This is a genomic window from Micromonospora avicenniae, assembly GCF_900156065.1.
GTDB classification, from domain to species: Bacteria; Actinomycetota; Actinomycetes; order Mycobacteriales; family Micromonosporaceae; genus Micromonospora; species Micromonospora avicenniae.
In genome coordinates this window covers 171,911-196,677 of sequence record NZ_FTNF01000008.1, presented here as the reverse complement: position 1 = coordinate 196,677, position 24,767 = coordinate 171,911, and the positions used below count along the sequence as shown (strand labels likewise).

General features: G+C 71.3%; 18 protein-coding genes and 1 pseudogene. 1 reads left to right on the top strand and 18 read right to left on the bottom strand.

Going from position 1 to position 24,767, the window contains the following annotated elements; genetic code table 11:
- Positions 1 to 277: 277 nt before the first annotated feature.
- The 18 genes and pseudogenes from BXA10_RS15160 to BXA10_RS15075 form a co-directional block, all read right to left on the bottom strand.
- Complete coding sequence (locus BXA10_RS15160) at positions 278 to 2,176, bottom strand: DUF2207 family protein (protein WP_076470985.1); 1,899 nt, start codon at positions 2,174 to 2,176, stop codon at positions 278 to 280.
- A 9-nt stretch (positions 2,177 to 2,185) separates the two neighbouring features.
- Positions 2,186 to 2,761 (bottom strand): annotated as a pseudogene (locus BXA10_RS15155) (LemA family protein).
- Positions 2,762 to 3,013: 252 nt separating this feature from the next.
- Positions 3,014 to 4,267 carry a multiple monosaccharide ABC transporter permease gene (gene mmsB, locus BXA10_RS15150; protein ID WP_076470984.1) on the bottom strand — a complete coding sequence of 418 codons (1,254 nt, stop codon included), beginning with the start codon at positions 4,265 to 4,267 and terminating at the stop codon, positions 3,014 to 3,016.
- Entirely contained in the window at positions 4,264 to 5,802 is a 1,539-nt protein-coding gene (gene mmsA / locus BXA10_RS15145) for a multiple monosaccharide ABC transporter ATP-binding protein (protein WP_076470983.1), read from the bottom strand. Before mmsA ends, mmsB begins: the two co-directional genes overlap by 4 nt.
- Before the next feature lie 176 nt (positions 5,803 to 5,978).
- On the bottom strand, positions 5,979 to 7,121 hold the full coding sequence (gene chvE / locus BXA10_RS15140) for a multiple monosaccharide ABC transporter substrate-binding protein (RefSeq protein ID WP_076470982.1): 1,143 nt from the start codon (positions 7,119 to 7,121) through the stop codon (positions 5,979 to 5,981).
- A gap of 224 nt (positions 7,122 to 7,345) precedes the next feature.
- Positions 7,346 to 8,872: an aldehyde dehydrogenase (NADP(+)) gene (locus BXA10_RS15135; protein ID WP_245828257.1), complete on the bottom strand. Its 1,527-nt coding sequence runs from the start codon at positions 8,870 to 8,872 to the stop codon at positions 7,346 to 7,348.
- The gene (locus BXA10_RS15130; RefSeq protein ID WP_076470980.1) at positions 8,865 to 10,355 is read right to left on the bottom strand and encodes an FAD/NAD(P)-dependent oxidoreductase; all 1,491 of its coding nucleotides are present in this window, start codon (positions 10,353 to 10,355) and stop codon (positions 8,865 to 8,867) included. Before BXA10_RS15130 ends, BXA10_RS15135 begins: the two co-directional genes overlap by 8 nt.
- Positions 10,348 to 10,644 carry a (2Fe-2S)-binding protein gene (locus BXA10_RS15125; protein WP_245828255.1) on the bottom strand — a complete coding sequence of 99 codons (297 nt, stop codon included), beginning with the start codon at positions 10,642 to 10,644 and terminating at the stop codon, positions 10,348 to 10,350. The genes BXA10_RS15130 and BXA10_RS15125 overlap by 8 nt, the downstream gene beginning before the upstream one ends.
- Positions 10,641 to 11,798 carry an NAD(P)/FAD-dependent oxidoreductase gene (locus BXA10_RS15120; RefSeq protein WP_076470979.1) on the bottom strand — a complete coding sequence of 386 codons (1,158 nt, stop codon included), beginning with the start codon at positions 11,796 to 11,798 and terminating at the stop codon, positions 10,641 to 10,643. Before BXA10_RS15120 ends, BXA10_RS15125 begins: the two co-directional genes overlap by 4 nt.
- A 111-nt stretch (positions 11,799 to 11,909) precedes the next feature.
- Entirely contained in the window at positions 11,910 to 12,593 is a 684-nt protein-coding gene (locus BXA10_RS15115; protein WP_076470978.1) for a GntR family transcriptional regulator, read from the bottom strand.
- Positions 12,590 to 13,591 (bottom strand): proline racemase family protein, encoded by a 1,002-nt coding sequence (locus BXA10_RS15110; RefSeq protein ID WP_076470977.1) that lies wholly within the window; start codon positions 13,589 to 13,591, stop codon positions 12,590 to 12,592. Before BXA10_RS15110 ends, BXA10_RS15115 begins: the two co-directional genes overlap by 4 nt.
- Positions 13,588 to 14,493, bottom strand: coding sequence for a dihydrodipicolinate synthase family protein (locus BXA10_RS15105; protein ID WP_076470976.1), 906 nt, complete (start codon positions 14,491 to 14,493; stop codon positions 13,588 to 13,590). Before BXA10_RS15105 ends, BXA10_RS15110 begins: the two co-directional genes overlap by 4 nt.
- Before the next feature lie 46 nt (positions 14,494 to 14,539).
- Positions 14,540 to 15,868: an aminopeptidase P family protein gene (locus tag BXA10_RS15100; protein ID WP_076470975.1), complete on the bottom strand. Its 1,329-nt coding sequence runs from the start codon at positions 15,866 to 15,868 to the stop codon at positions 14,540 to 14,542.
- On the bottom strand, positions 15,861 to 17,210 hold the full coding sequence (locus BXA10_RS15095; RefSeq protein ID WP_084752847.1) for an alpha/beta fold hydrolase: 1,350 nt from the start codon (positions 17,208 to 17,210) through the stop codon (positions 15,861 to 15,863). Before BXA10_RS15095 ends, BXA10_RS15100 begins: the two co-directional genes overlap by 8 nt.
- A gap of 273 nt (positions 17,211 to 17,483) precedes the next feature.
- Entirely contained in the window at positions 17,484 to 19,289 is a 1,806-nt protein-coding gene (ggt, locus tag BXA10_RS15090; RefSeq protein WP_084752821.1) for a gamma-glutamyltransferase, read from the bottom strand.
- Positions 19,290 to 19,411: 122 nt separating this feature from the next.
- Positions 19,412 to 22,255: a CHAT domain-containing protein gene (locus BXA10_RS15085; protein WP_076470974.1), complete on the bottom strand. Its 2,844-nt coding sequence runs from the start codon at positions 22,253 to 22,255 to the stop codon at positions 19,412 to 19,414.
- A 5-nt stretch (positions 22,256 to 22,260) separates the two neighbouring features.
- Positions 22,261 to 22,440, bottom strand: coding sequence for a hypothetical protein (locus BXA10_RS15080; protein WP_076470973.1), 180 nt, complete (start codon positions 22,438 to 22,440; stop codon positions 22,261 to 22,263).
- Between the two features lie 2 nt (positions 22,441 to 22,442).
- The gene (locus tag BXA10_RS15075) at positions 22,443 to 23,186 is read right to left on the bottom strand and encodes a DUF6338 family protein (protein ID WP_076470972.1); all 744 of its coding nucleotides are present in this window, start codon (positions 23,184 to 23,186) and stop codon (positions 22,443 to 22,445) included.
- 267 nt (positions 23,187 to 23,453) lie between these two features.
- Here BXA10_RS15075 and BXA10_RS15070 point away from each other — a divergent pair, with 267 nt between their 5' ends.
- A complete protein-coding gene (locus tag BXA10_RS15070; RefSeq protein ID WP_084752816.1) occupies positions 23,454 to 24,746 on the top strand; it encodes an RICIN domain-containing protein in 1,293 nt (430 codons plus the stop codon).
- Positions 24,747 to 24,767: the final 21 nt, after the last annotated feature.

Sequence of the window (24,767 nt, the reverse complement as noted above, 5' to 3'; positions counted from 1 at the left end):
GACCCTCGTCGGCTTTCCGCTCAATCCAACGAACTGGTGCGGGCGGTCCGATGAACGGATCATGAAGGCGGTTCTGTCGTGCCTACGCTGTCCCCGGCCGCCTATCGGGCTTGCCGTGAGAACACGCCGCTCTGGCGGACGCGGGTGCCCCACGGGCCGGGCAGGCCACGAGGGTGGTCAGGCCGATGGTCGCGGTGGTGGGGCCTGGGTCCGGCTGGCCTGCGCTGACACGAGCGGGCTGCTCACCGCCCGAGCGCCGGCGAGACGGGCGGGCGGGTCACCGCGGGATCGGCTCAGGGTCGAGGGGTGGACACGTCCGCAGGGAGGCGCGACAGCGCGGTCGCAAGCAGGCCGGCGAGCACCGTGCCGTCTCCCGGACGGCGTTCGGGCGCAGGACGAGCAGGACCACGTCGCCGCGTCGGCCCACGACCCGGTCCCGCCCGGTGTAGGCCTCGTCGCCGACGCCGGGTAGGGCCTGGCCGACGCTGCGGCTCATCAGCAGCGCGGCCTTCGCCATCCTGCCGCCCGGGACGACGTTGACCCCGAGCACGGTCGAATTCCGGCCGTCGACGAACCGTGCGGCCCACCGTGCCTCGTCCGCGGACCCGGGGCGGACGAGTGACACCCGCACCCCGAGTGCGGCGCCGACCTCGGCCGCGCTGAGCAGGCGCTCCGGGCGGATACCGTCCGGGGCCGTGGTCGCCGGCGCGATCCCGGTCTCCTCGTCCTCCGCGTCGTCGTGCGGTTCCGCGATCTCAGGTGCCGGCCGGTGCACGGTGACCCGCGTGACGCGACGCGTCCACGGACGGACGCGTACGGTGACGACGTCGCCGAGCCGGCATTCGCCCGCGATCTGCTCGGGCAGGACCCAGGCGCGCAACTGGTCCGCGTGGCCGTCGTCGACGACGAGGTAGTGGTTGACCGGGGTGGAGCTGCTGTCGCTGTCGGACGAGCGGACCTGCCAGACCTGGTGCCAGAGCACCTCACCGGTGACGTCGGCGGGCGCGACCAGGTCCACCAGCACCCGGACGCCGAGGTAACCGGCGTAGCCGAGCAGCACCAGGCCGAGCGTGATGACGCCGAGCGTGACGGGGTCGATGGACGTCAGCCGGGACCAGAGACTCGCCGCCGCGTCGGGAGAGCCGGGCGCCGGCTCGAGCAGCGCCACGCCGACCACCCTCGTGAGCGTCCAGCCGACCATGCCGGCGAGGACCGCCCGGAAGACGATCCACCCCAGGGCCTGCCCGTACCGGGGCATGCCCGCCGGGTAGGTGACCGGCACTTGGCGCCAGCCGCCGCCATACGACGACCAGAGCCGCTTGCGGTCGGCCACGCCGAAGTGAATCACCTGCGAGGCCGTGCGGGTGACGCCGAGGGCGGCACCGTAGGAAAGGTACCGGTCCCATACCGCTACCGCGGCGGGAGGCAGATCGGCGAACGACTCGTGGCGGGCGAGCCAAGCGCGCAACCCGAGCCACCGGGCGGCGACCTCCCGACCTACCAACGTGTCCCGTTCGCCTAGGTCCCGAGCGGCGATGCCGACGAGCGCGACCGCCGTGACGGCGAACGCGGCGAAGCTGCCGAACGGGTCGTCGTCGGTGCGGTTCACGAGGTGCCAGACGCCGGCGGCGACCCCGGCGGCGGCCACCACGCCCAGCACGCCGAGGGTGGTGACCATGACCTTCGAGAACCGCCGCCGGGACAGCCCGAGTCGTCGGGCGTCGGCCACGACGTACCGGCGCAGCCGCTTCGACCAACTGGCGGCGCGGCCCGCGTCGGCGAAGCTCAATGCGGTCAGCGGGACCACGCGGTCGACTGCGCGCTCCGTCACCCGGTCGAGCACCAGGCGTTCGTAACGGGTGAGGTACTCGGGCGAGCGGCCGGTCAGATGGACCGTCGTATGGTGCGGATCCGCGTCGGCCTGCCGCAGCTCGACGTACCCGCGCGCGGCGAGGTCGAGCAGAGTGGACTCGGCGGCGTCGGCGGTGACCTGCCACTGGTTTGCCAGGAGGCTGACCACCGCGGGCGGCTCCTGCCCGGGAAGTTCCATCGCGGCCGCTGCCGCCGTGACGCCGGCTGGGCGATTCGGCAGCCGGGCGAGCCAGTAGACGGCGGTCCAGACGGCGAGGCAGGCCACCGGCAGACCGAGCTCGACGGCGAAATCGTAGGAGGTCATCAGGCGCGTTCAGAAGCGCACGGAGACGTCGGCGCGCTCATCGCCGACGGCCTCGAGGTACGGCTCGGCACAGAAGCCGCCGAACCCGGCGATGATGCTGGTGGGCACGGTCTGCACCGCGGTGTTCAGCGACTGGACGGCACTGTTGTAAAACTGCCGCGCGTAGGCGATCTTGTCTTCGGTGCCGGCCAACTCCCGCTTCAGGTCGGCGAAGTTCTCGCAGGCCCGCAGCTGCGGGTACGCCTCCGCGACCGGGAACAGTCGGCCCAGCGCCTGGGTCAGGGCAGCCTCGGCAGCCACCCGGTCCGGCGCGCCGCCCGGACTGCCGGCGGCCTTGGCGCGGGCGGTGGTGACCGCGTCGAGGGTTCCCCGCTCGTGGGCCGCTTAGCCCTTCACGGTCTCCACCAGGTTGGGGATCAGTGAGTGACGACGCTTGAGTTGCACGTCGACCTGCGCTCGGGAAGCCCGCACCTGCGTACGCAGGCGTACCAGGCGGTTGTAGCCATGCACCGCCACGACCAGCACGACGACGACCAGCAGCACCACCAACGCCGCCACGATGACCAGCACCAGGCCCGAACTCATGGCACTCACCCCCCCGATCGACGTGTTCCGCCGGGCACCTCATGCCGCGGACGGGGCACCGAAGGGGGTCCGGGGACGACGAGTCACGTTACCGATAACATCTCGGGGTCCCGAGTGGACCCATGCGATCCACGCCGGCCGACCTCGGTGATCGACTCGGATTTCCTGACATCGGCGCCTCCCGCTTCCCACGACAGCGCGCCTTCGCCGAACATCGAGTAGATCACCGGGCCGCCCGGCGCGGATCGTCGCTCAGCGGGCCGATCCGGCCCGGCGCTTGTTGTACACGTCGAAGGCCACGGCGACGAGCAGGACGAGTCCCTTGACCACCGACTGCGTCGACTGATCGACGCCCATCAGCTGCATTCCGTTGCTCATCACGGCCATGATCAGGCCGCCGACCATCGCGCCGACGACAGTGCCCACGCCCCCGGTGACCGCCGCGCCGCCGATGAAGGCCGCGGCGATCGCGTCGAGCTCGAACATGTTGCCGGCCGCCGGCTGGGCACCGTTGGACCGGGACGAGTAGATGACGCCGGCCACCGCCGCCAGGAAGCCCATGTTGACGAACATCCAGAAGTTGACCGTGCGGACCTTTACGCCGGACAGCGTCGCCGCGGAGAGGTTGCCGCCGATCGCGTAGACGCGCCGACCGAAGACCGTTCGCCGCGTGACCAGCCCGTAGACGAGCACGAGGACGGCGAGGATGATCAGCACGATCGGCAGTCCCCGCGCGTGGGCCAGCTGCCAGGCGAAGTACATGATGACCGCGCCGACGAGCACCACCCGGGCCACGAACAGCGGGAAGGACTCGACGGGCTGCTGGTAGCGGACGCGGGCGAGGCGGGTCCGGAAGACGCTGACCGCGTAGCCGGCCACCGCCACCGCTCCGATGAGCAGGGTGAAGGCGTCGTAGCCCTGCCCGCCGATGAGCCCGTTGAGGAAGCCGGCGGCGACGCGCTGGTACTCGGCCGGGAACGGCGACAGTGAGATGTTGTCGAGCACCCGCAGGGTGAGTCCCCGGAACAGGAGCATGCCGGCCAGGGTCACGATGAACGCCGGGATCCCCGCGTACGCCACCCAGAATCCGTGCCAGGCACCGACCGCGATGCCCACGGCCAGCGCGGCCAGGACGCCGATCCACCAGGGTTGGCCCTGCCTGATGACGAGTACGGCGGAGACCGCGCCGGTCAGTGCGACCACCGATCCCACCGACAGGTCGATGTGCCCGCCGATGATCACGATGACCATGCCGATCGCGAGCACCAGGATGTACGAGTACTGCAGGACGATGTTCGTGATGTTCCCGGGGCTCAGCGAGACGCCGTCGGTGAGGACCGCGAAGAGGGCGACGATCACGACGAGGGCTACGTAGATCCCGCTCTGGCGCAGGTTGCCCAGGATCAGCGTCCGCGGATCACTGGTGCCGGTGTGCATCGCGGCGGTGGCGCCGTCCTCGGACGACGAGCGCTGCTGCGGGGTCGCCGACGGCTTGATGGTGGTCATCGAGCGAGCTCCCTGTCCTTCGTCATGAGCTCCATCAGGTTCTCCTGGGTGGCCTCGCCGACCGGCACCTCACCGGTGATCCTTCCGGCCGCGAGGGTGTAGATCCGGTCGCACATCCCGAGCAGCTCCGGTAGTTCGGAGGAGATGAGGATGACGGCTCTGCCGTCGGCGACCAGACGGTTGATGATGGTGTAGATCTCGAACTTGGCCCCGACGTCGATGCCCCGGGTCGGCTCGTCGAGGATGAGCACGTCGGGGTCGGTGAACAGCCACTTCGACAGGACGACCTTCTGCTGGTTGCCGCCGGAGAGCTTGCCGACCACCGACATGACGCTCGGTGCCTTGATGTTCATGTCGCGCCGGCCGTCCTCGGCGACCTTGATCTCCTCGTTGCCGTTCACCCAACCGAGGCGGGCGAGTTTGCCCAGCGCGGCGGCGGAGACGTTGCGGCGCACGTCGTCGATGAGGTTGAGCCCGAACCGCTTGCGGTCCTCGGTGGCGTACGCGATTCCATTGCGGATGGCCTCGGCGACGTTGCGGGCGCGGACCTCCTTACCGCGGATGAACAGCCGGCCGGTGATGTTGCGGCCGTACGACCGGCCGAACACGCTCATCGCGAGTTCGGTGCGGCCGGCGCCCATGAGACCGGCGATGCCGACGACCTCCCCCGCGCGGACGTTGAGGTTGGCGCCGTCGACGACCAGCCGGTCCTGGGTCGGGTGCCGGACGCTCCAGTCCTCGATACGGAGGACCTCCTCCCCCGGTTCCGACACCCGGTCCGGGTAGAAGCTGGAGAGGTCCCGGCCGACCATGCCGCGGATGATCCGTTCCTGGGTCGCCTCGGCGGAGCTCATGTCGAGCGTCTCGACCGTCCGCCCATCGCGGATCACCGTGGTGGAGTCGGCGATCGCGGTGATCTCGTTGAGCTTGTGGGAGATCATGATGCAGGTGACGCCCTCGCTCCGCAGCCGCCGGAGCAGGTCGAGCAGGTGCGCCGAGTCGATGTCGTTGAGCGCGGCGGTCGGCTCGTCGAGGATGAGCAGCCGCACCTGCTTCGACAGCGCCTTGGCGATCTCCACGAGCTGCTGCTTGCCCACACCGAGTTGGATGATCGGGGTGACCGGGTTCTCCCGCAGCCCGACCGAGGCCAGCAGGTCCGCCGCGTCCGCGTTGGTCCGGTTCCAGTCGATCAGGCCGCCGGCCCCGCGGCGCTCGTTGCCGAGGAAGATGTTCTCCGCGACGGACAGGTAGGGCACCAGGGCGAGTTCCTGATGGATGATGACGATGCCGTGGGCCTCGCTGTCGTTGATGCCGCGGAAATGCACCGGCTTGCCGTCGAAGACGATTTCGCCGTCGTACGAGCCGGTGGGATAGACGCCGGAGAGCACCTTCATGAGGGTGGACTTACCCGCGCCGTTCTCGCCGCAGATGGCATGGATCTCCCCGCGCCGCACGGCGAGTGAGACGTCCTGGAGCGCTTTCACCCCGGGAAAGGTCTTGGTTATGTGACGCATCTCGAGGATGTTGTCGGACATGGTCACCGTCCTGGTCGTACCCGTCTTGGATGAACCCTGTTCGACCGGAACCGTGGCGTCGGCTGCGCCGCGGCCCGCACCTGCCGCAACGACGGGCCGCGAGCGGAGATGGAAGAAGGTTCGGAGATTCCGTCGGGCCCGGCGCGGTGCGGCCGGCACCGGGCCCGACGGACGCGTCAGCCCTTGGCCTGGCCGCTGGCGACCTCTTCGGCCGTCCAGTAGCCGGAGTCGACGAGGACGGGCTTGATGTCGTCCTTGTAGACGGTCTGGACCGGCAGGAGGTTCGACGGAACGACCTTGACGCCGTTGTCGTACGTCTTGGTGTCGTTCGCCTGCGGCTCCTTCTCCTGGAGGAAGGCCTCAGCCGCGATCACGGCCTGCTCGGCCAGCAGGCGGGTGTCCTTGAAGATCGTCGAGTGCTGGACCCCGTCGTTGATGAGCTTGACCGACGCGATCTCCGCATCCTGACCGGTCACCACGGGCATCTTGGCGCCCGAACCGCCGTAACCGGCGTTCTGCAGGGCGGTGATGATGCCGCGGGACAGGCCGTCGTACGGCGACAGCACGCCCTGGACCTTCGTACCGTCGTTGTAGCTCGACGTGAGCAGGTCCTCCATCCGCTTCTGCGCGGTCTCCTGCTGCCACCGGAGGATCGCCACCTGCTCGATGCTGGTCTGACCCGACTTCACCCGCAGCGACTTGTCGTCGATGAACGGCTTGAGCGTGTCCATGGCGCCGTCGAAGAAGAAGTGGGCGTTGTTGTCGTCGAGTGAGCCGGCGAAGAGCTCGATGTTGAACGGCCCCTTGGCGGTGCCCTTCGAGCCGTCCTTGTTCTGCAGGCCGAGGCCGACGAGCAGCGCGGTGGCCTGGGCGACGCCGACCTTGTAGTTGTCGAAGCTGACGTAGAAGTCGACGTTCGGGCTCTCCCGGATCAGCCGGTCATAGGCGATGACCGGGATCTTCGCGTCCGCCGCCGCCTGCAACTGGCCACTGAGGGCGGTGCCGTCGATCGCCGCGATGATCAGGACGTCGGCGCCCTGGGTGATCATCTGGTCGACCTGCTGGGACTGGGTGGGGATGTCGTCTCCCGCGTACTGGAGATCGACCTTGTAACCCTTGGCCTCCAGCTTCTGCTTCACCGAGTTGCCGTCGGCGATCCACCGCTCGGAGGTCTGGGTCGGCATGGCTACGCCGATGGTCAGGTCGGCCGGCTTTTCGGCGCTGGTGTCGCCGCCACCGCCAGCTCCTTCGCCGCCGCAGGCCGTTAGGCCCAACGCCAGCACCGTCGCACCGAGAACGGCTAGAAATCGTTTACTCAAAGCTGTCTCTCCTCTCCGGACGTGCCGGAAACGCGGGTGACACAGCCGTAGTGTTAGCGCTCACAAAGAGGGCGTCAACACTTGTTCTCGAAATGCGCCCGTCACGGTCTCGTAACGGTGCGACCATCGAGCGCCAGCGTCGACAAAAGCAGCTGCGCTGTCACGACGGCATCACCCACGGTCCGCGATCGGTGCCGGGACACCGATCGCGGACGCGACAGCGGTCAGCTCGCCGGGACACCGTCCACGGTGCGGGGCAGGCCCAACGGGTTGGCCTCGCGAAGCTCCGGCGGAAGCAGCGGGTCGGGGACGTTCTGGTAGCACACCGGACGTAGCCACCGCTCGATCGCGGTGCTACCCACCGAGGTCGAGGCGCTCGTGGCAGCCGGGTACGGTCCACCGTGCTGCATGGCGGGAGCGACAGTCACCCCCGTCGGCCATCCGTCCACCACGACGCGTCCCGCGATCGCGCTCAGCCCGGCGACAAGGTCCGCCGCCACGTCGTCCCGCTCGTCGACCCCCAGGTGTGCGGTCGCCGTCAGGTTGCCCGGCAGCGCGTTGAGCACCGTGTCCCGTTCGGCCGACGAGGCGTAGCGGACCAGCACGGTGACCGGCCCGAAACACTCCTCCAGCAGCTCCTCGTACGGCCCCCCGTCGGCGAGCCGCGACGCCGCGACGGAGAGCACGCCCGGCCGGACGGCCAGCGGCGTCGTGTCGTCGCCGGACTCGCCCGCCCCGAGCGGCTCCGTCACACCCGGTAGCTCGGCGCGGGAGCGGACCCCGGCGAGGAACGCCTCTCGCATGCGCGGGTCGAGCAGCGGCCCGGACGGGACCGTCGCCGCCACGACCGACCGGACCACCGCGTCGCCCGCCGCACCCTCCGGCACGAGGACCAGACCCGGCTTGACGCAGAACTGGCCCATGCCGAGCGTGTACGAGGCCGCGAGTCCCGCCCCGATCTCCTCCGCCCTGGTCTCGGCCGCCCGCTCGGTCACCACCACCGGGTTGAGACTGCCCAGCTCGCCGTGGAACGGGATCGGCCGGGGCCGGGAGGACGCGATGTCGAACAACGCGCGGCCGCCCCGCACCGAGCCGGTGAAACCCACCGCCGCCGTCAGCGGGTGGCGTACGAGTTCGGGGCCCGCATCGAAGCCGTGCACCAGGCCGACGACGTCCTCGGGCAGCCCGACCTCGGCGGCCGCCGCGCGGAGGAGCCGGGCACACAGGACGGAGGTGGCGGGGTGGTCCGGGTGGGCCTTGACCACCACCGGGCATCCCGCGGCCAGGGCGCTCGCGGTGTCGCCGCCCGGCACGCTGAACGCCAGTGGGAAGTTGCTCGCCGCGAAGACCGCGACCACACCGAGCGGCACCTTGTAGCGGCGCAGGTCGGGACGGGGCGCGGGGGCCGCCGACGGGTCGGCGTGATCGATGATCACGTCCAGGTAGGCGCCGGCCTCCACCACGTCCGCGAACGCGCGGAGCTGGTAGCAGGTGCGGGCGAGCTCCCCGGTGAGCCGCACCCGGCCGAGGGCCGATTCCGCGTCGGCGGTCGAGACGATCTCCTCCCCGCTCTTCTCCAGGAGCGCGGCGGCCGTGCGCAGCAGGTCCGCCCGCCGGACGGGGTCCCGCAGGGCAGGTCCGGCGGCTGCGGCGGCGCGTACCGCGCGATCCACATCCTGCGCCGTCGACTCGGTCGCGACGCGTTCCAGCGGCCTGCCGGTACGCGGGTCACGGCTCAGCACGTCAGTCACCGTTTCGTCCTCCTTCGTCGGCCGCCTCGGGCGGCGTCGTCTCCTCGACCAGTGCGGCCAGCTCACCCAGCGGCACCGGCACGGCGAGGCTGCGGGTGGCCAGCGGACGCAGGTCGTCCACGCCGGTCTCGCGTCCACTCAGCCAGGCCGCGATGCCCGCGGTGGCGAGGCCGCAAACCCGTCCCTGGCACCAGCCCATTCCCGGCCGCGCCAGCATCTTGAGCGTGCGGGCGTCCTCCGCGCCGAGGTCGTGGTGGGCCCGACGCAGGTCACCGTAGGCCACCTCCTCGCAGCGGCAGACGAGCGTGGTGTCCGTCAACCAGTCGGGCCAGGCACGGGGCAACGGGTAGGTCCGGTGCATGGCGGAGGCGAACCGGCGGCCCCGCCGTACGGCACCGCGCAACCGTCTCATCAGCGCCGGGTCGGCCGGGCGCCCACGTTCGGCGGCGAGGGCGAGCGCACCCAGCCGTCCCTCGTGGACCGCCAAGGCCGCACCGCCCACGCCGGTGGCCTCACCGGCGACGTACAGTCCGTCGACGCTGCTGCGTTGGCGATCGTCGACGGCCACGACGAGCGAGCCGTCGGTGTCCATCGTCGTCTGCGCGCCGAGCATGAGCGGCAACTCCAGGGAGGGGGTGAAGCCCCAGCCGAGCGCCACGAGGTCGACGGCGATCTCCTCGTCCGGACCGGTCGGGCGGCCGTCGCGGTCCACCCGCGCGACTCGGACCGCCTCCGCGCGGTTCGTTCCGAGCACCTCACGGATCACCGTTCGGGTCCGGTACGGGATACGGTGCCGGGCCATCAGCGCCGCGTACCGGAGAGCCTCGGCGCTCTTGCCGGGCGCGGACGCCGCGCCGGCCGGTGAGCGGAACCAGCCCAGCGTCGCGTTGGCCTCGACGACGGCCACGACGGTCACCCCCGCCCGGGCGAGGCCGGTGGCCACGGGCAGCAGGAACGGGCCGGTTCCGGCGACGACCGCGCGCCTGCCCGCCGGCGTGCGGTGTCCCTTGAGCAGGGCCTGCGCTCCGCCCGCGGTCAGCACGCCGGGCAGGTCCCAGCCGGGCACGGGCAACTGCCTGTCGTATCCCCCGGGGCACAGGATCAGCGCGTGCGCGGCGAGCGTCCGGTCCGAGCCGTCCTGGGAGCGGCCGGCGGTGGCCGCGGCCGTGGCGGCGGTGACCTGCAGCGTGAACGGGCCGTTCGGTTCCCGGGTGATGAGCCAGACCTGTTGACCGGGCAGGTAGTGGATCCGGCCGGTGGCTCGGAGGGCGTCCAGGCGGGCCCGCAGCCGCGTGAAGACGGACCAGCCGTGGTGACCGACATGATCATCGGGGCGGGCGTGGGTCTGGTCGTAGTGGCGCCAGTACTGCCCGCCGGGCTGTGCGGCGGTGTCGATCAGCGTGACGCCGAGTCCGGCCTCGGCGGCTTCGACGGCGGCGGCGAGTCCGGCCGGACCCGCACCCACCACGGCTACGTCATGCATCGTCGTCCCCCGGCCCACAGGCGTCTTGGAGGGCCGCGCCCGGCTCGGCGTCCGCGCCGAGCCGCATGCCGTCGGCGGCGGCGACGAGGCAGGCACGCTGGTCGGGGATCCCGTCGACGGTGATCAGGCAGTCGAAGCAGATGCCGATCCCGCAAAACAGTCCACGGGGACGGCCTCCCTTGCCGGTGGTGCGCCAGTCCGTCACTCCGGCGGCGATCAACGCGGCGGCGACGCTCTGGCCGGGCTCGGCCGCGACGGTCGTGCCGCGGAAGGTCATCTGATGGGTCACCGGGGTTCCTCCTCGGCCTCCGGGAAACGGTCCGGGGCGAACGGCGCGAGATCCAGGTCCGTCCGCTCCCCGACGAGCGCCTGCGCGATCAGCTTCCCGGTCCCGGCGGACAGCCCGATGCCGGCGCCCTCGTGACCGCAGGCGTGCCAGAGGCCGGGCGCACGGGGGTCGGCGCCGACGACGGGCAGATGATCAGGGCAGTACGGACGGAATCCGAGGTACGTACGCATCGCCCGGACCTGACGCAGCATCGGGAACAGCTCGATCGCCTTTGCCGCGAGCGTGCCGATGGCGGGGACGGACACGTTCCTGTCGAATCCGACGCGTTCCCGGGATGCGCCGATGAGGATGGTGCCGCCGGCGGTGCCCTCGACCACGGGCGAGGTCTGCAGCGCGGCATCGGAACTGGCCACGTCACCGACGTACTCGGCGGCGTAGACCTTGTGCCGGATCGTCCGCGCCGGCATCGGCTGGGTGACCAGGATGAAACCGCGCCGGGGCAGCACGGGGACGCGCACCCCGGCGAGGTCGGCGACGCCGCCGGCCCACGTACCGGCGGCGTTGAGCACCGCGCCGGCGGAGATGTCGCCCGCCGAGGTCCGCACCCCGGTCACCCGGGTGCCGTGGCGGAGGAATCCGGTCACCTCGGTGCGGGTACGCACCTGGGCGCCGCGCTCGCGGGCCAGCCGGAGCAGGTGGGCCGCGACCAGCATCGGCTGGACCTGGGCGTCCTGGGGGTAGAAGGCGCCCCCGGCGAGCTGCGGGGCGAGATGCGGCTCGTAGTCGCGCAACTCGTCCCGGGCGACGTCGCGGACCTCGACACCGCACCGGCGTTGCTGGACGGCGAGCGCGCGCAGCGACGCGACGCCCTGCTCCGAGGCCGCGACGACGAGGCCGCCCTTGGACTCGAACTCCCAGAGGTCACCGTGTCCGGCGAGGTCCGCACGCCAGACCTGCTGCGAGTACAGGGCCAGGTCGAGTTCGGGACCGGCCTCCTTGTCGGACACCAGCACGTTGCCCTCGCCGGCGCTCGAGGTGCCGCCTGCGATCGAGTCGCGCTCGACGACGACCACCCGCAGTCCCGCCGACGCCGCGAAGTACGCGCTGGCCGCACCCACCACGCCCGCGCCGACGATCACGAGGTCCGCGCTCATGCCGCCGCCTCCCCCCTCACTCGCCGACGCTCGGGCGGGCCGCCGTCGTGCCGGGTCCGGCGGCACGGGTCACGCCCGGGCTGCGCCGATGACCCGCCCGTCGGCGCCCGCTCATGGTGTGTCTCCGGCTCCGCCGGCCCACAGCCCTCGTACGTGACCGATGTGGCGGTGCATCAGCAGTTCGGTACCGGCGGGGTCGCGGGCCTCGACGAGGTCCAGCAGTTCGTGGTGCTCCGCAGCCGAGCGGCCCAGCCTGCCGCTCTCGAGCAGCGGGGTCAGGCCGAGCAGCCGGGTCCTGGAGCGCAGGTCGGACACGACGTCCATCAGGAAGCGGTTCCCGCTGTAGCCGAGCAGGGTCAGATGGAAGACGTGGTCGGCCTCGATGTAGCCGACCAGGTCACCGCACTCCACCGCGTGGACGATGGCCTGCGCGAGGGTCCGTAGTTCGGGAAGGTCCTCCTTCGGGATCACCGGCACGACGTTGCGCACGGTCGGCGGCTCGATGAGCAGCCGGACGGCGGCCAGATCGTCGAGGTCCTCCTCGGACATCTCGGTGATCCGGAAGCCCTTGTTCGCGTGCGTGACGACCAGGCCCGCCTTCACCAGGTCGAGCATGGCCTCCCGCACCGGTGTGGGCGAGACGCCGAGCTGCGCGCCCAGCGCCGGGGCCGAGTAGACGACACCGGGCTCCAGCCTGCCGGAGATGATCGCCGCCCGTAAGGCCTCCCTGATCCGGTCGCGGAGGTTCTCCCTGCGGCCGATGTCGGGCAGGTCCGGGACGGGCGCCGGCCTCACAGCAGGAACCCCGCAGGGAACGGATCGGTGGGGTCGAGGTGGAACTGCGACGTCGCGGTGACCCAGGCCCGGCCGGTGATCGACGGCAGGACCGCGGGCAGCGACCCGACAGTGGTCTCGCCGAGCAGCCGCCCGGTGAAGCGGGTACCGATGAACGACTCGTTGACGAAGTCGTCGCCGATGCCGAGCTCACCCCGCGCGTGCAGCTGCGCCATCCGGGCGCTGGTGCCGGTGCCGCAGGGCGAACGGTCGAACCAGCCGGGGTGGATGGCCATGGCGTGCCGTGACAGCTTCGCCGTCGAGCCGGGGGCCTTCAGGTAGACGTGGTGGCAGCCGTTGATGTCGGCACGCTCGGGGTGGACCGGCCGGTCGTGCTCGTTCACCGCATCCATGATCGCCAGGCCGGCGGCCAGCAGTTCGTCCGCGTGCGAACGGTCGAAGGGCAGTCCCAGCCCCGCCAGGTCCACGACCGCGTAGAAGTTCCCGCCGAAGGCCATGTCGTACTCGACGGTGCCGAAGCCGGGGACCTCGACCTTGCGGTCCAGCGCGTAGGCGAACGACGGGACGTTCTGGATGGTGACCGATTCCGCCGCACCGTCGCGCACCGCCACGGACGCGACGACCAACCCGGCCGGGGTGTCGAGCCGGATCGTGGTGACCGGCTCGACGACGGGCACCATCCCGGTCTCGACCAGCACCGTCGCCACGCCGATGGTGCCGTGCCCGCACATCGGCAGCAGGCCGGAGACCTCGATGAAGAGCACACCGTAGTCGGCGTCGGGACGGGTCGGCGGTTGCAGGATCGCCCCGCTCATCGCGGCGTGGCCACGGGGTTCGTACATCAGCAGGGTGCGGATGTCGTCGCTGTTCTCCATGAACCACAGCCGACGCTCGGCCATCGTCGCGCCCGGGATCGTGCCCATGCCACCGACGACAACCCGGGTGGGCATGCCCTCGGTGTGCGAGTCGACGGCGTGGAAGGTGCGGCGGGACCTCATTTGTAGCCCTTGGCCAGCACGGCCTCGGTGTCGGCGGTGATCCGGTCGGCCACCTCGGCCGGCAGCGCCAAGCGGGGCGGCCGGCAGGCGCCGCCCTTGCGGTCGGCGATGTCCATCGACAGCTTGATCGACTGGACGAACTCGGTCTTCGAGTCCCAGCGCAGCAGCGGGTGCAGGTCCCGGTAGATGGGCAGCGCCTTGGCGATGTCGGCGGGGTCGTCCGAGGTGACCAGCCGGTAGAGCTCCACAGTGCTCTCCGGGATCGCGTTCGGATAGCCCGCGATCCAGCCGACCGCGCCGGCGACACCGAGTTCGAGCAGTACGTCGTCCGCACCGACCAGCAGGTCCAGGCCGGGGGCGAGTTCGGCGATCTCGTACGCCCGGCGGACGTCGCCGCTGAACTCCTTCACTCCGACGACCAGGCCCTCGTGGAACAGCTCGGCGAGCAGCGCGGGGGTCAGGTCCACCTTCGTGTCGATCGGGTTGTTGTAGGCGACGACCGGCAGCCCGGCACGAGCGACCTCCCGGTAGTGCTCGACGACCGCCCGGTGGTCGGCGCGGTACGCGTTCGGCGGCAGCAGCAGGACGGAGGTGGCGCCGGCCTCGGCGGCCTGCTCGGCCCAGCGGCGGGCCTCGAGCGCGCCGTACGCGGCTACGCCGGGCATGACGCCGAATCCGGCGGGGGCGGCCTGCACGGCCGTCTCGACGACGCGGGCCCGTTCCTGCGGGGTCAGGGTCTGGTACTCACCGAGCGATCCGTTGGGGGTCACGCCGTCGCAGCCGCCGGCGGCGAGGAACCGGACGTGCTCGGCGTACGCGTCGTGGTCGACGGAGAGATCGTCGTGGAAGGGAAGTGCCGTCGCGACGTGTACGCCGCGCCACGGCTTTGCGGGGGTGGTCATGCTGGCTCTCCTCAGCGTCGTAGGGGGAACGCGGGGTCGTGCGGTGTCACATCTGCTGGGCGGCTGCCATCCACTTCTCCAGCCCGTCGGCCGCCAGCGGGAGCGCGCGGGACAGCACCTCGGAGCCCTCCGGCGTGACCAGGATGTCGTCCTCGATGCGCACGCCGATCCCGCGCAGCTCCGGGGGCACGGTCAGGTCGTGCGCGTGGAAGTACAGGCCGGGCTCGACCGTGAGCACCATGCCGGGCGCCATGATCGCGTCCTGGTACGCCTCCCGCGGGACCCGGGCGCAGTCGTGCACGTCCAGCCCGAGGTGGTGGCCGATGCCGCACACCAGATAGCGCCGGTGCTGCTGCCCGCTGTCGGACAGTGCCTCGTCCACGGAGACCGGCAACAGCCCCCAGTCCGCCAGCCCGCGGGCGATCACCTCCATAGACGCGTGGTGGAACTCGCTGAAGCGGCGGCCGGTGCCCACTGCGGCCAGCCCGGCCCGGTGGGCCTGTTCCACGAGGTCGTGCACCTGCCGTTGGGCCGGCGAGAATCGTCCGGAGGCGGGGAAGGTTCGGGTGACGTCGGCGGTGTAGTAGCTGTTCACCTCGACACCCATGTCGAGCAGGAGCAGCTCCTCCGGCAGCACCGGACCGTCGGCGCGCACCCAGTGCAGTGTGGGCGCGTGCCGGCCGCTGCCGACGATCGTGGCGTAGCCGGGGCCGTTGCCGTACGCCCGGGCGTACCGGTCGAAGGTGCCCTGCAGCCACCGCTCCCCCGGTCCCTTGATCGCGGCGGGGATCTCGCGCACGACCGCGGCGAAGCCCTCGACCGTGCGGTCCACCGCCTCCCGAAGCTGACCGATCTCCCAGTCGTCCTTGTACATGCGCAGCTCGGCGAGGGTACGAGCCACCTCGTCGTCGCGGGTCACCTCCTCGGTGAGCTCCGCGAGCGGCCGGACGTCGACGCCGAGCGCCCGCGCCCAGTCGTCCAGGCCCGGGGCGGCACCGACCCACAGCTCCCCGTACCGGGCGTCGGTGAAGAAGCGCGGGTCGCCGGGGTAGGCGGGCGGCGGCAGGTAGAGGGTGGGGTGACCGTCGCGGAGCACGACTGTGGCGTTCTCGACGGCACAGCCGGTGATCCAGAAGAAGTCGCTGTCCGGACGGAAGTCGTACGCGGTGTCGTTGCTGCGTACGGGCGCCTCACCCGCGCTCAGCACGATGGTGCGCCCGGGCAGCGCCTCGGCGAGCCGGGCCCGGTGAGCGGCGGCGGCCTCCGCGGCGCCGGCGACGACCGGCGGGGTGCGGTCGGGCACGTCCCAGCCCGTCGCCATGTACTCGGTGAATGCCGGAATCTCGGACAGCCTCGGCGGCCTGCCGTCACGCATCGGAAGTTCCTTCCTGCCGGGTGTCGCGTGGGTGTCGCGTGACCTTCCGCTGGTCGTCGAGTCCTCCGCCGTTCTCGCGGACCAGCTGGGTCAGCCGGGTGAAGACCCGCTCGTCCTCGCGGACGCCGTCGTGTTCGTACTCGTTCGTGATCCAGGTCTGAAGGTTGCCGACCCGGGAGGCGGTGTCGAGTTGCAGTCCCGCGTCGACGTACATGTCGTCGTGGTAGACGGCGGCGGCCACCGGCACCTCGTTGGCGGCCAGCCGGTCCGGGTCGTAGAGCGGCGGCCACTCCTGCCGGGCGGCCAGCAGCTCGACGGCGCCCCGGAACGGGCGCAGCTCGGCGATCTCCTCGAACATCCAGGGGTAGATCATCTCGCCGGTGAAGAGCAGGGGCCTGGCGTCCTGGGCGAACTGCGGATGTCTGTCGTGTTCGGCCTGGGCCGCCCAGCCGGTGGCGGTGGCGCCGTGCGCGTAGATGCTCTCGTGCAGGGCCGCGAAGAGCGGGTTGTCGCTGTACGACGTGCGGGCCAGCACTTCGTGCAGGAACGTGGTCGACAGCTCGTCGGCGGAGAACGCCTCGTCGAGCAGCCAGTGCAGGCGCTCGTTGCCGGGCTTCATGCCGAGGTCCAGGCCGAGCGTCTGGAACCGGCGGACGGTGAGCAGGTCGCCGTCGGGCAGCCGGACGTCCCCCGCGGCGAGACGGTCCGCGATCCTGGTCACCTGCGCGACCTGGTGCGGATACCGCTGGAAGAACTGCCGGTTCTTACCCTCGACGCGGGGGTAGGTGCGCCGGTAGACCTCGGCCGCCGACGGGTCGAGACCGGGCAGGCCGCCGGTGACGTAGCAGGCGTGCAGGCCTTCGGGGGCGTTCGACAGGTAGGTCACGGTGATGAAGCCGCCGTACGACTGCCCGAGGGTGGACCAGCGCTTCCCCCCGAAGACGGTCTTCCGCAGGTGCTCGTGGTCGGCCACGATCGAGTCGGCCCGGAAGCAGGCGAGGTAGGCGGCGGCCTCCTCAGCGGTCGCGAACGCGCCCATCCGGCGGCCGTCGATGCGGCTGCTGCGGCCGGTGCCGCGCTGGTCGACAAGGACGACGCGGTGCTCGCGCAGTGCCACGTCGAGCCACCCGGACCGGGTGAGCGGGCGGGGGCCCTTCCCGCCGGGTCCACCCTGCAGGTAGACCAGGCACGGCAGGTCGTCGCCGTCGCGTACCGGGTCGACGATCTCACGGGCGAAGAGCTGGATGGTGCCGCGCGTCGGGTCGGACCAGTCCAGCGGCACCTCGCTGACGTGGTCCCGGACGCGCATGCCGGGGATCGTGTAGGTCGCGGTGACGGTCATCGGCATCCCTCTTCCCCGGTGCCGGTCGACCGTGGCCGGGTGCGACGCAGCGTCTCGAACGTGTGCGACACCTCGCCGACCTGGTCACGAAGGCCCTACTCGGACTGCCACGACGCCATTGGACGGGGCAGTAGGGTGTGCCATTGCACTGACCCTAATGTGAAAGCGATTCCCTGCCAAGGGTGGACATCGCGATTGACGCGGCGCAGCCGAACGACCGCGCCGCGCGAGGGCCCGCGGCGACGGTTCGCACCGCCGCCGCGGGCCCCGGCGTCAGTTACGCGGCCAGCGGCCGACGACGGCCGCCGCACCCCCGCCACGGCGTACCGGCTCGGCCGCGGCGAGCAGCCGGCCGCCCTTCAGGAACTCGATGCCGGTCGCGGAGCCGATCTCGGCCGTTCGGGAGAAGACGTGCCCCGGCGGCAAACTGCCGGCGTACGCGGCGATGAAGTCCGGCTCGGCCTGGGTGCTGGCGCCGTTGCGCTGCGACGCCCGCGGCGCAGCGAGCGCCTCCGGCAGGGTCATGCCGAGGTCGATCCGGTTGACCAGCATCTGCAGGACGGTGGTGATGATCGTCGCGCCGCCGGGCGTACCGACTGCGAGGAAGGGCTGACCGTCGGCCAGCACGATCGTGGGCGACATCGAGCTGCGCGGGCGCTTGCCCGGCCCCGGCAGGTTCGGGTCGGGCGCGGTGCCCTGGGTCGGCGCGAAGTTGAAGTCGGTCAGCTCGTTGTTGAGCAGGAATCCTCGGCCGGGTACGACCATTCCGCTGCCGCCGGTCGCCTCGATCGTCAGGGTGTACTCCACGACATTGCCCCACCGGTCGGCGACCGTGAGGTTCGTGGTGCTCTTGCGGTCGTCGCGGGTGTCGGCGACCGCGGCGGCCGAGCAGCCACCGTAGGCGCCGTCCGGGACACCGGGCGCGACCGGCTTGGGCAGCGCCGCCGAGGCATCGATCTGGCAGGCGCGCTCCTTGGCGTACTCGTCCGTGAGCAGTTCGCGCAGGACGTCCTGCCGGCTGTAGTCGCCGACGTAGCGATTACGGTCGGCGAACGCGAGCGCGCTGGCCTCCAGGTAGTGGTGCATCGCCTGGGCCGCCGACATCGACCGCAGGTCGTACTGCTCGAGGATGTTGAGCGCCTCCCCCACGGCGACGCCGCCGCTGGAGGGAGTGGACATGCCGTACACCTCGAGGCCGCGGTAGTCCGACCGCGTCGGCGCGGGGAAGCGGGTGCGGTAGTCGGCGAGGTCCACCGCGGTCATGCCGGCCGGGCGGATCGGGTACGGCCACGACCCGATGGGCCGCGTCGCCACCGGCGGATGCTGCACCGTGGCGGCCACGTCGCGGCCGATCTCGCCCCGGTAGAACACGTCGGTGCCGCGCTTGGCGACCAGCCGGTACGTGTCGGCGAGGTCCCGGTTGCGGAAGGTGCTGCCGACCACCGGTGGCTGGCCGCCCGGCAGGTACAGCGCGCTGGTCGAGCTGAACTGGCCGAACGCGGCCCGGTTCGCGGCGATCTGGCTGGCGAAGGTCTCGTCGACGGTGAAACCGTCCTCGGCGACCCGCGCCGCGGGGGTGAGCATCTGCGACAGCGATCGCGTGCCCCAGCGGTCGAGCGCGTCGCGCCAGGTGAGCAGCGTGCCGGGAACACCGACCGACAGCCCGCTGATCCGGGCCTCGTCGAACTCGTACGGCTTTCCGGTGGACGGGTTGACGAGGCTGGTCGCGGTCATCGACGCCGGTGCCGTCTCGCGGCCGTCGATGGTGTGCACCCGCTTGGACTTCGCGTCGTAGTAGACGAAGAAGCCACCACCGCCGACGCCGGCGGAGAAGGGTTCGGTGACACCGAGCGTCGCCGCCGCCGCGACCGCCGCGTCGACGGCGTTGCCGCCGCGCCGCAGCACGTCCAGGCCGACGGCCGTCGCCGTCTCGTCCACCGTGGAGACCGCGCCGCCGTAGCCGACGGCCACTGGTTCCTTCGGTGGCTCGGCCGGCTTCGCCGCCTGGGCGGGAACGGCGGCACCCGCCGCCAGCGTGGTCAGCGCGATGGTCGCGGTGAACAGGGCCCGAGCTCTCATGTGACCTCCGCAGATCGATGCATGTGGACCTTCTGCCTACTCCCCTCGGCAGGAGTAGGCAACCCGGGCTTCGGCGACGACCGGCACGGCGGACACCTCCTCCAGGGCGAGGCCCACGGCGGTCAGGCGGCGGCGATCGTCGTGTCCGTCACCATGAGCCCCGCCCAGGCGAGTGGGTTGGTCCTGGTCGGGTCGACGCCGACGGCGGCCGGTGCGGTCGCGGCGATGTCCCGTAGGGCGATTCCGCTGGGCAGGTGCCGGTAGAGGTGACTCATCAGCCGCCCGGTCGGCCCGTCCGGTAGACGCCACAGCCCGGACAGGACCTGGGTGGCACCGGCCGCCAGACAGGCCGCGATCATCCCGGTGGCGTCGCTGCCCGCGTCGGCGCCGGAGTAGCAGGCAGGGGCGAGGACGGTCCGTGGTGTCCGAGCGGTGAGCAGGCGTGCGGATGAGATGCCGCGCTCGCCGTGGAACTGGAACTCGAACTCCAGGCCATGCCCTCGGCCGTGCGTGGCGAAGACCAGCACGTCGTGGCGGCCCGTGGCGAGTTGGTCGAGCAGCTCGTCCCGGCTGCCCGCGACGGTCAGGTCGACCTCGCCCGAATCGTGCATTCGCTCCAGCAACCGGCGCTCCCGCTGCGCCCCGGTCAGCTGCGGATGGAAGTAGCCCAGCAGCGCCGGTCGCGGCGCGGGTGCCGCCGGGTGGCCGCCGATCAGGCGGAGAAGAGGAAGCCGGTTGACGCTGGCGTTGGAGATCACGGCGGTGCCGTCCGCGAGCGGAAGGGCGGAGAAGGGCATCGTGCGGAGCGGCCCGTCCGCACAGATGATCAACCGATGCCGGCCGTGCGCGTCCTCGGGACCGGTCCGGAGCCATTCCCGCAGCTGCTCGGGCAGCAGAGCCTCGGCGAGGTCGTGGCGCGTCGCGCCCCAGAGGGCGCCGAACGCCCTCGCGGACTCCGCGCTGCCGGTCGCGGAGCCGCTGTGAAGCCGGTCTACCGTGGTCGCCGCGGCGCCGACCAGCTGGAACTCCTGGATTTGCGGCGTCTCGCCTGGCACCCGACAGACCAGGTGTCCCACGTGGCCGCTGGCGCCGCTGTCGGTGATCGTGACAGACAGCAAGCCGTCGTGACCGCAACGGTCGAGGAGATCGGTGGCGGCGATCGGGGTCGGCACGTACATCTCGGCGAAGGTGCCACCGATCAGATGGGTGAGCTGTCTCGTCAGCGTCGCGTGTTCGTCCTTGAGCTTGCGCGTCAGGACGTCGATCTCGCCCAGTCGTCCCGCCTGCGCCGATTCGGTGACGTGGGCCAGGGTATGCCGCACCTCGTCGGCCCGGTCGGCCACCTCCCGCAGCTGCGCCGGCATCGCGGCCTTCGTCGCGGACAGCACACCCACCAACGTGTCCTCGCGCTGAGCCTCGGCGACCTCGATGGCCGCGAGCCCCGCCTCGGCCGCCGCCGCGCTGGCCGTCAGGGTTTCCATCAGGTTCGCGAAGGCGCTCTGCTTGTTGGCTAGCAGCCCTCTGCGCTGCACCAGCCGGCCGGCATGACCACTGAGCAGATGCAGGTTCCGCACCGCCGCCCGGACCCGGGTCACCGCGGTCGGCGGGTGGCCGCTGCGCGCCGCGATGCCGGCGGCGAGCCCGTACACGTCGGCCGACACCTCGGGTGCCCCGATGGTCGGGAGCAGCGCGACGATCTCGTCCGCGGCGGAGACGGCCCGATCGATTTGGCCGTCCGCGCAGAGAGCCGCCGCGCGCACCTGCCGCATCTGGAGGTCCGCCAGCGGGTCGGTGAATGGTTGGCGGAGAGCGACCGCGATCTGCCGGAGCGCCTCGGTGGTGTCGTCGCGGACCAATGCGACATCGGCGAGCAGCGTGGATGTCGCCTGTACGACGTTCACGGCGTGGGCCGCTTCCGACAACTCCCGCAGCGTCGTCAGCTCCTGCACCAGGAGGTCGAAATCCCCGTCCGCCGCTCGGATCCTGGCCACCTCGAAGGCGGTCAGCGCCAGGATCTTGACGAGGTGGGCCAGGTGCGTCTTGGTGAGGATGACCTCGCGATGTCGCTCGTCGCCCGCCAGCGTCATCACGGCGTCGACGCAGTGCTGAGCCTCCTCCCGCTCACCGACGCCGTGATGCAGCCCGGCCCGGGTCGCGGCGGCCGCGATGAAGACCGACAGGTCCTGCCGCTGCCCCGCAGCCTCGAGGACGGAGTCGCAGCCGGCGGCGGCCTCGGCGAGACGTCCCCGCAGCATGTCGAGCCACGCCAAGGAGAGCACCGCCTGGTCACGGTAGTGGTCGGTCTCCGCCGTCAGGTTCATGCCGAAGCCGCCGACTCGCCGGTGTAGCCGGGTGGCGGCCTCGATGGCCGTGCGGAAGGCCCGAGTGCTGCCGGTCAGATCGCTGCGGGTCGCGCAGAGCTCCCCCTCGATGAAGTGCAGCTGGACGGCGACCACGTCCGCCTCCGGCGCACGAGTCCTGCGCAGCAGCTCCAGGCCTCGCGTCACAGACTCCGCTCCGTGCGTCGGCCTGCCGAGCATGTTCTGGGCGCGCGCGCAGACCATCCAGCCCATCGCCGCGTCCACGTACCGGCGGCGTCGCTCGCTGTCCTGCGCGGCGTGCGCGCCCGCGTCGACCGCTTCCGCGTACCGCAGGTTGTCGAAGGCCACCAGCGCCGAGACGAGCAGCCGGTCGTCACCCATGCCGGCGACCGCGATCAGTACGACTGTGTACACGAACGCCGCGAGAAGAGCCCACCAGGGTGTGTCGAGCAGGTGGGCGACGCCCAGCAGCCCCGCGGCGAGGAACAGCTCGACTCGCCGCCCCGTCGCCTTCGTAGGCCGTCGTTGACCGATGACGACGCTGGCGGCCAGCGGGATCACGGGCAGCCAGCCGGCCGCCCGCCAGGTCGCCCCGGCCAGGAGCAGCATCGGCGCCCATCGGATCAGCGCGCCGGGCGTGGACATCCCGGCTACTCGTCCGCTGGCCGGGGTACCGGCTCGGGCAGCTCGCCGGCCGTCGGTGGGAGCACGTCGGGGTCGACGACCTGTTGTCCGCCGCGGAAATCGTCGAAGTCGTCGAAGGGGGCGAAGTCGGCGTCCGCGTCCGGGGTGCCCGCAGGGCCACGACGTCCATGGGGGGCAGGTTCCACGACTACTCCTGTGCGGTGGGGGTCGCTTGGGCGGGAAACTTCGCGCTCTCCGTGCTCACCGGTGGCGGCGCTTCCCGGTAGGTGACCGTCAGCAGGACGATCCGCCGGGCGCTGATCGCGACCGCGCCGATGTTCGTCAACGGGTACGTCTGGTCGGCGCCCTTCGGCCGGTAGACCAAAGGATGCTCCGGGTCGTGCCGGAGCGACAGGTCCCGGTCGGCGGTCTCGTCGGAGACGCGGCTGAAGCTGTGCAGCCGCCCGGCGACATACGACCCGTCGTCGAGATAGCAACCGACGTACTTCGGTAGGTCCGGGTGCTCACGCAGCAGCAACCACCAGGACGACTGCTGCGGCTCGGCGTGCCGCAGCAGCTTGCCGAAGCGGGTTCGCCGGCGCAGCCACCGGTGCCATGGCCGGGCCGCTACGAGGTAGGCCGACAGGCACGCGAACGCCAGTCCTGCGGCAGCCCAGCCGACGACGAGCCACGGCCCGGCGATCAGGTACTCCCGCGGCGTGCGCAGCAGCGCCGCCAGGTCCGGTGCCCGCACGGGAAGGGTCGACCACGCCAACGCCAGGATCAGACCGGTGACGACGTCGGCGCTCACACCGACGAAGAGGACCGACATCGTCTCGCGCAGCGGTGACCTCGTCCGTTGCGGGATGTCCCGCTCGCGGCGCCGTTCGTAGAGGTATCCCGGCAGGAGCAGGCCAACGAAGATCACGACTCCCAGCACGGTCGTGGGCATCGATCTCCTCGCATGGGGTGGCGCGGCAGTTGCCCAAGATGATGTCCGCACCGGCGGACGGATCCGGCTCGCGCGTCACGTTTCCGACAGGAGCGCTGCGGCAGGACTGTCGGCGGCCACCGGAACGCCGCCGGCGGACGAGTCGCAAGCCGCCCGATTCGCTCAGGTTCGAGATTGACGTGAGAGTTCTTCGGACATAGCGTGTCATCGATCGATGCAGCCGCTTCCCCGGCGCTCCACAGCGCGACGACGACGAGAGGACGCGCCATGATCGCCCGCACCCGCCGCTCCGTGAGCCGAACGGTGGCCCAGCTACTCGCGCTCTGCCTGGCGCTGGTGATTGTCTCCGCCCCGCCCGCCAACGGCGCGGCGCGCAGCGCGGCCCCGACCTTCGACGTGATCGCCTTCTACAACGGGACCTGGGACGCGGCACACATCAGCTTCGTCCGCGAGGCCAACCAGTGGTTCCCGCAGATCGCCGCGCAGTACAACTTCTCCTACACGGCGACCAACGACTGGAGCCGATTGAACACCGCCAACCTCGCGCAGTACGAGGTGGTCATCTTCCTGGACGACCTGCCGCCGGCCGCCCAGCGCCCCGCCTTCGAGCAGTACATGCGCGGGGGCGGCGGATGGCTCGGCTTCCACGTCTCCGCGTGGACCGACAACCCGGGCGGGTGGGACTGGTACCACAACCAGTTCCTCGGCAGCGGCGCGTTCCAGTCCAACACCTGGGGGCCGACCACGGCGGTACTGCGGGTCGAGGACGGCAGCCACCCGTCGACGTCCCGCCTGCCCGCGACCTTCACCTCGTCGGTGAGCGAGTGGTACAGCTGGAGCCGCGACCTGCGCACCAACCCGAACATCGACATCCTGGCCTCGGTGGACCCCAGCAGCTTCCCGCTCGGCACCGACCCGAACCAGACCTGGTACGGCGGCTACTACCCGATCATCTGGACGAACACCAGCTACAAGATGCTCTACGCGAACTTCGGCCACAACGCCATGGACTACGCCAGGGACGTGCCGCTGTCGTCGACGTTCGCCAGCGAGGTGCAGAACCGCTTCCTGATCGACGGCCTGCTGTGGCTCGGCGGCGCCACCGCTCCCCCGCCCTCCGACCCGATCTCCCCCACGGCCTGGTACAGCGTCGTCAACAAGGGCAGCGGCAAGTGCGTCGACGCCCGCGCCGCCGGCACCGCCAACGGCACGGCCGTCCAGCAGTACGCCTGCAACGCCACCTTCGCCCAGCAGTACCAGTTCCAGCCCACCAGTGGCGGCCACGTGCGGCTGAACAACCGCAACAACAGCAGCCGCGTCCTCGACGTGACGAACGTGTCCACCGCCGACAACGCGCCGATCCAGCTCTGGACCTACAGCGGCGGCAACAACCAGCAGTGGCAGGCCGTGCCGGAGACCGGTGGCTACTACCGGCTCGTCAACCGGCACAGCGGCAAGTGCCTCGACGTGCCCGGTGGCTCCACCGCCGACAGCGTCCAGCTGGTGCAGTACGCCTGCAACGGCACCGCTGCCCAGTCGTTCCGGCTCGTCCAGCAATAGGGTCCGCGATGGTTGCCGAGC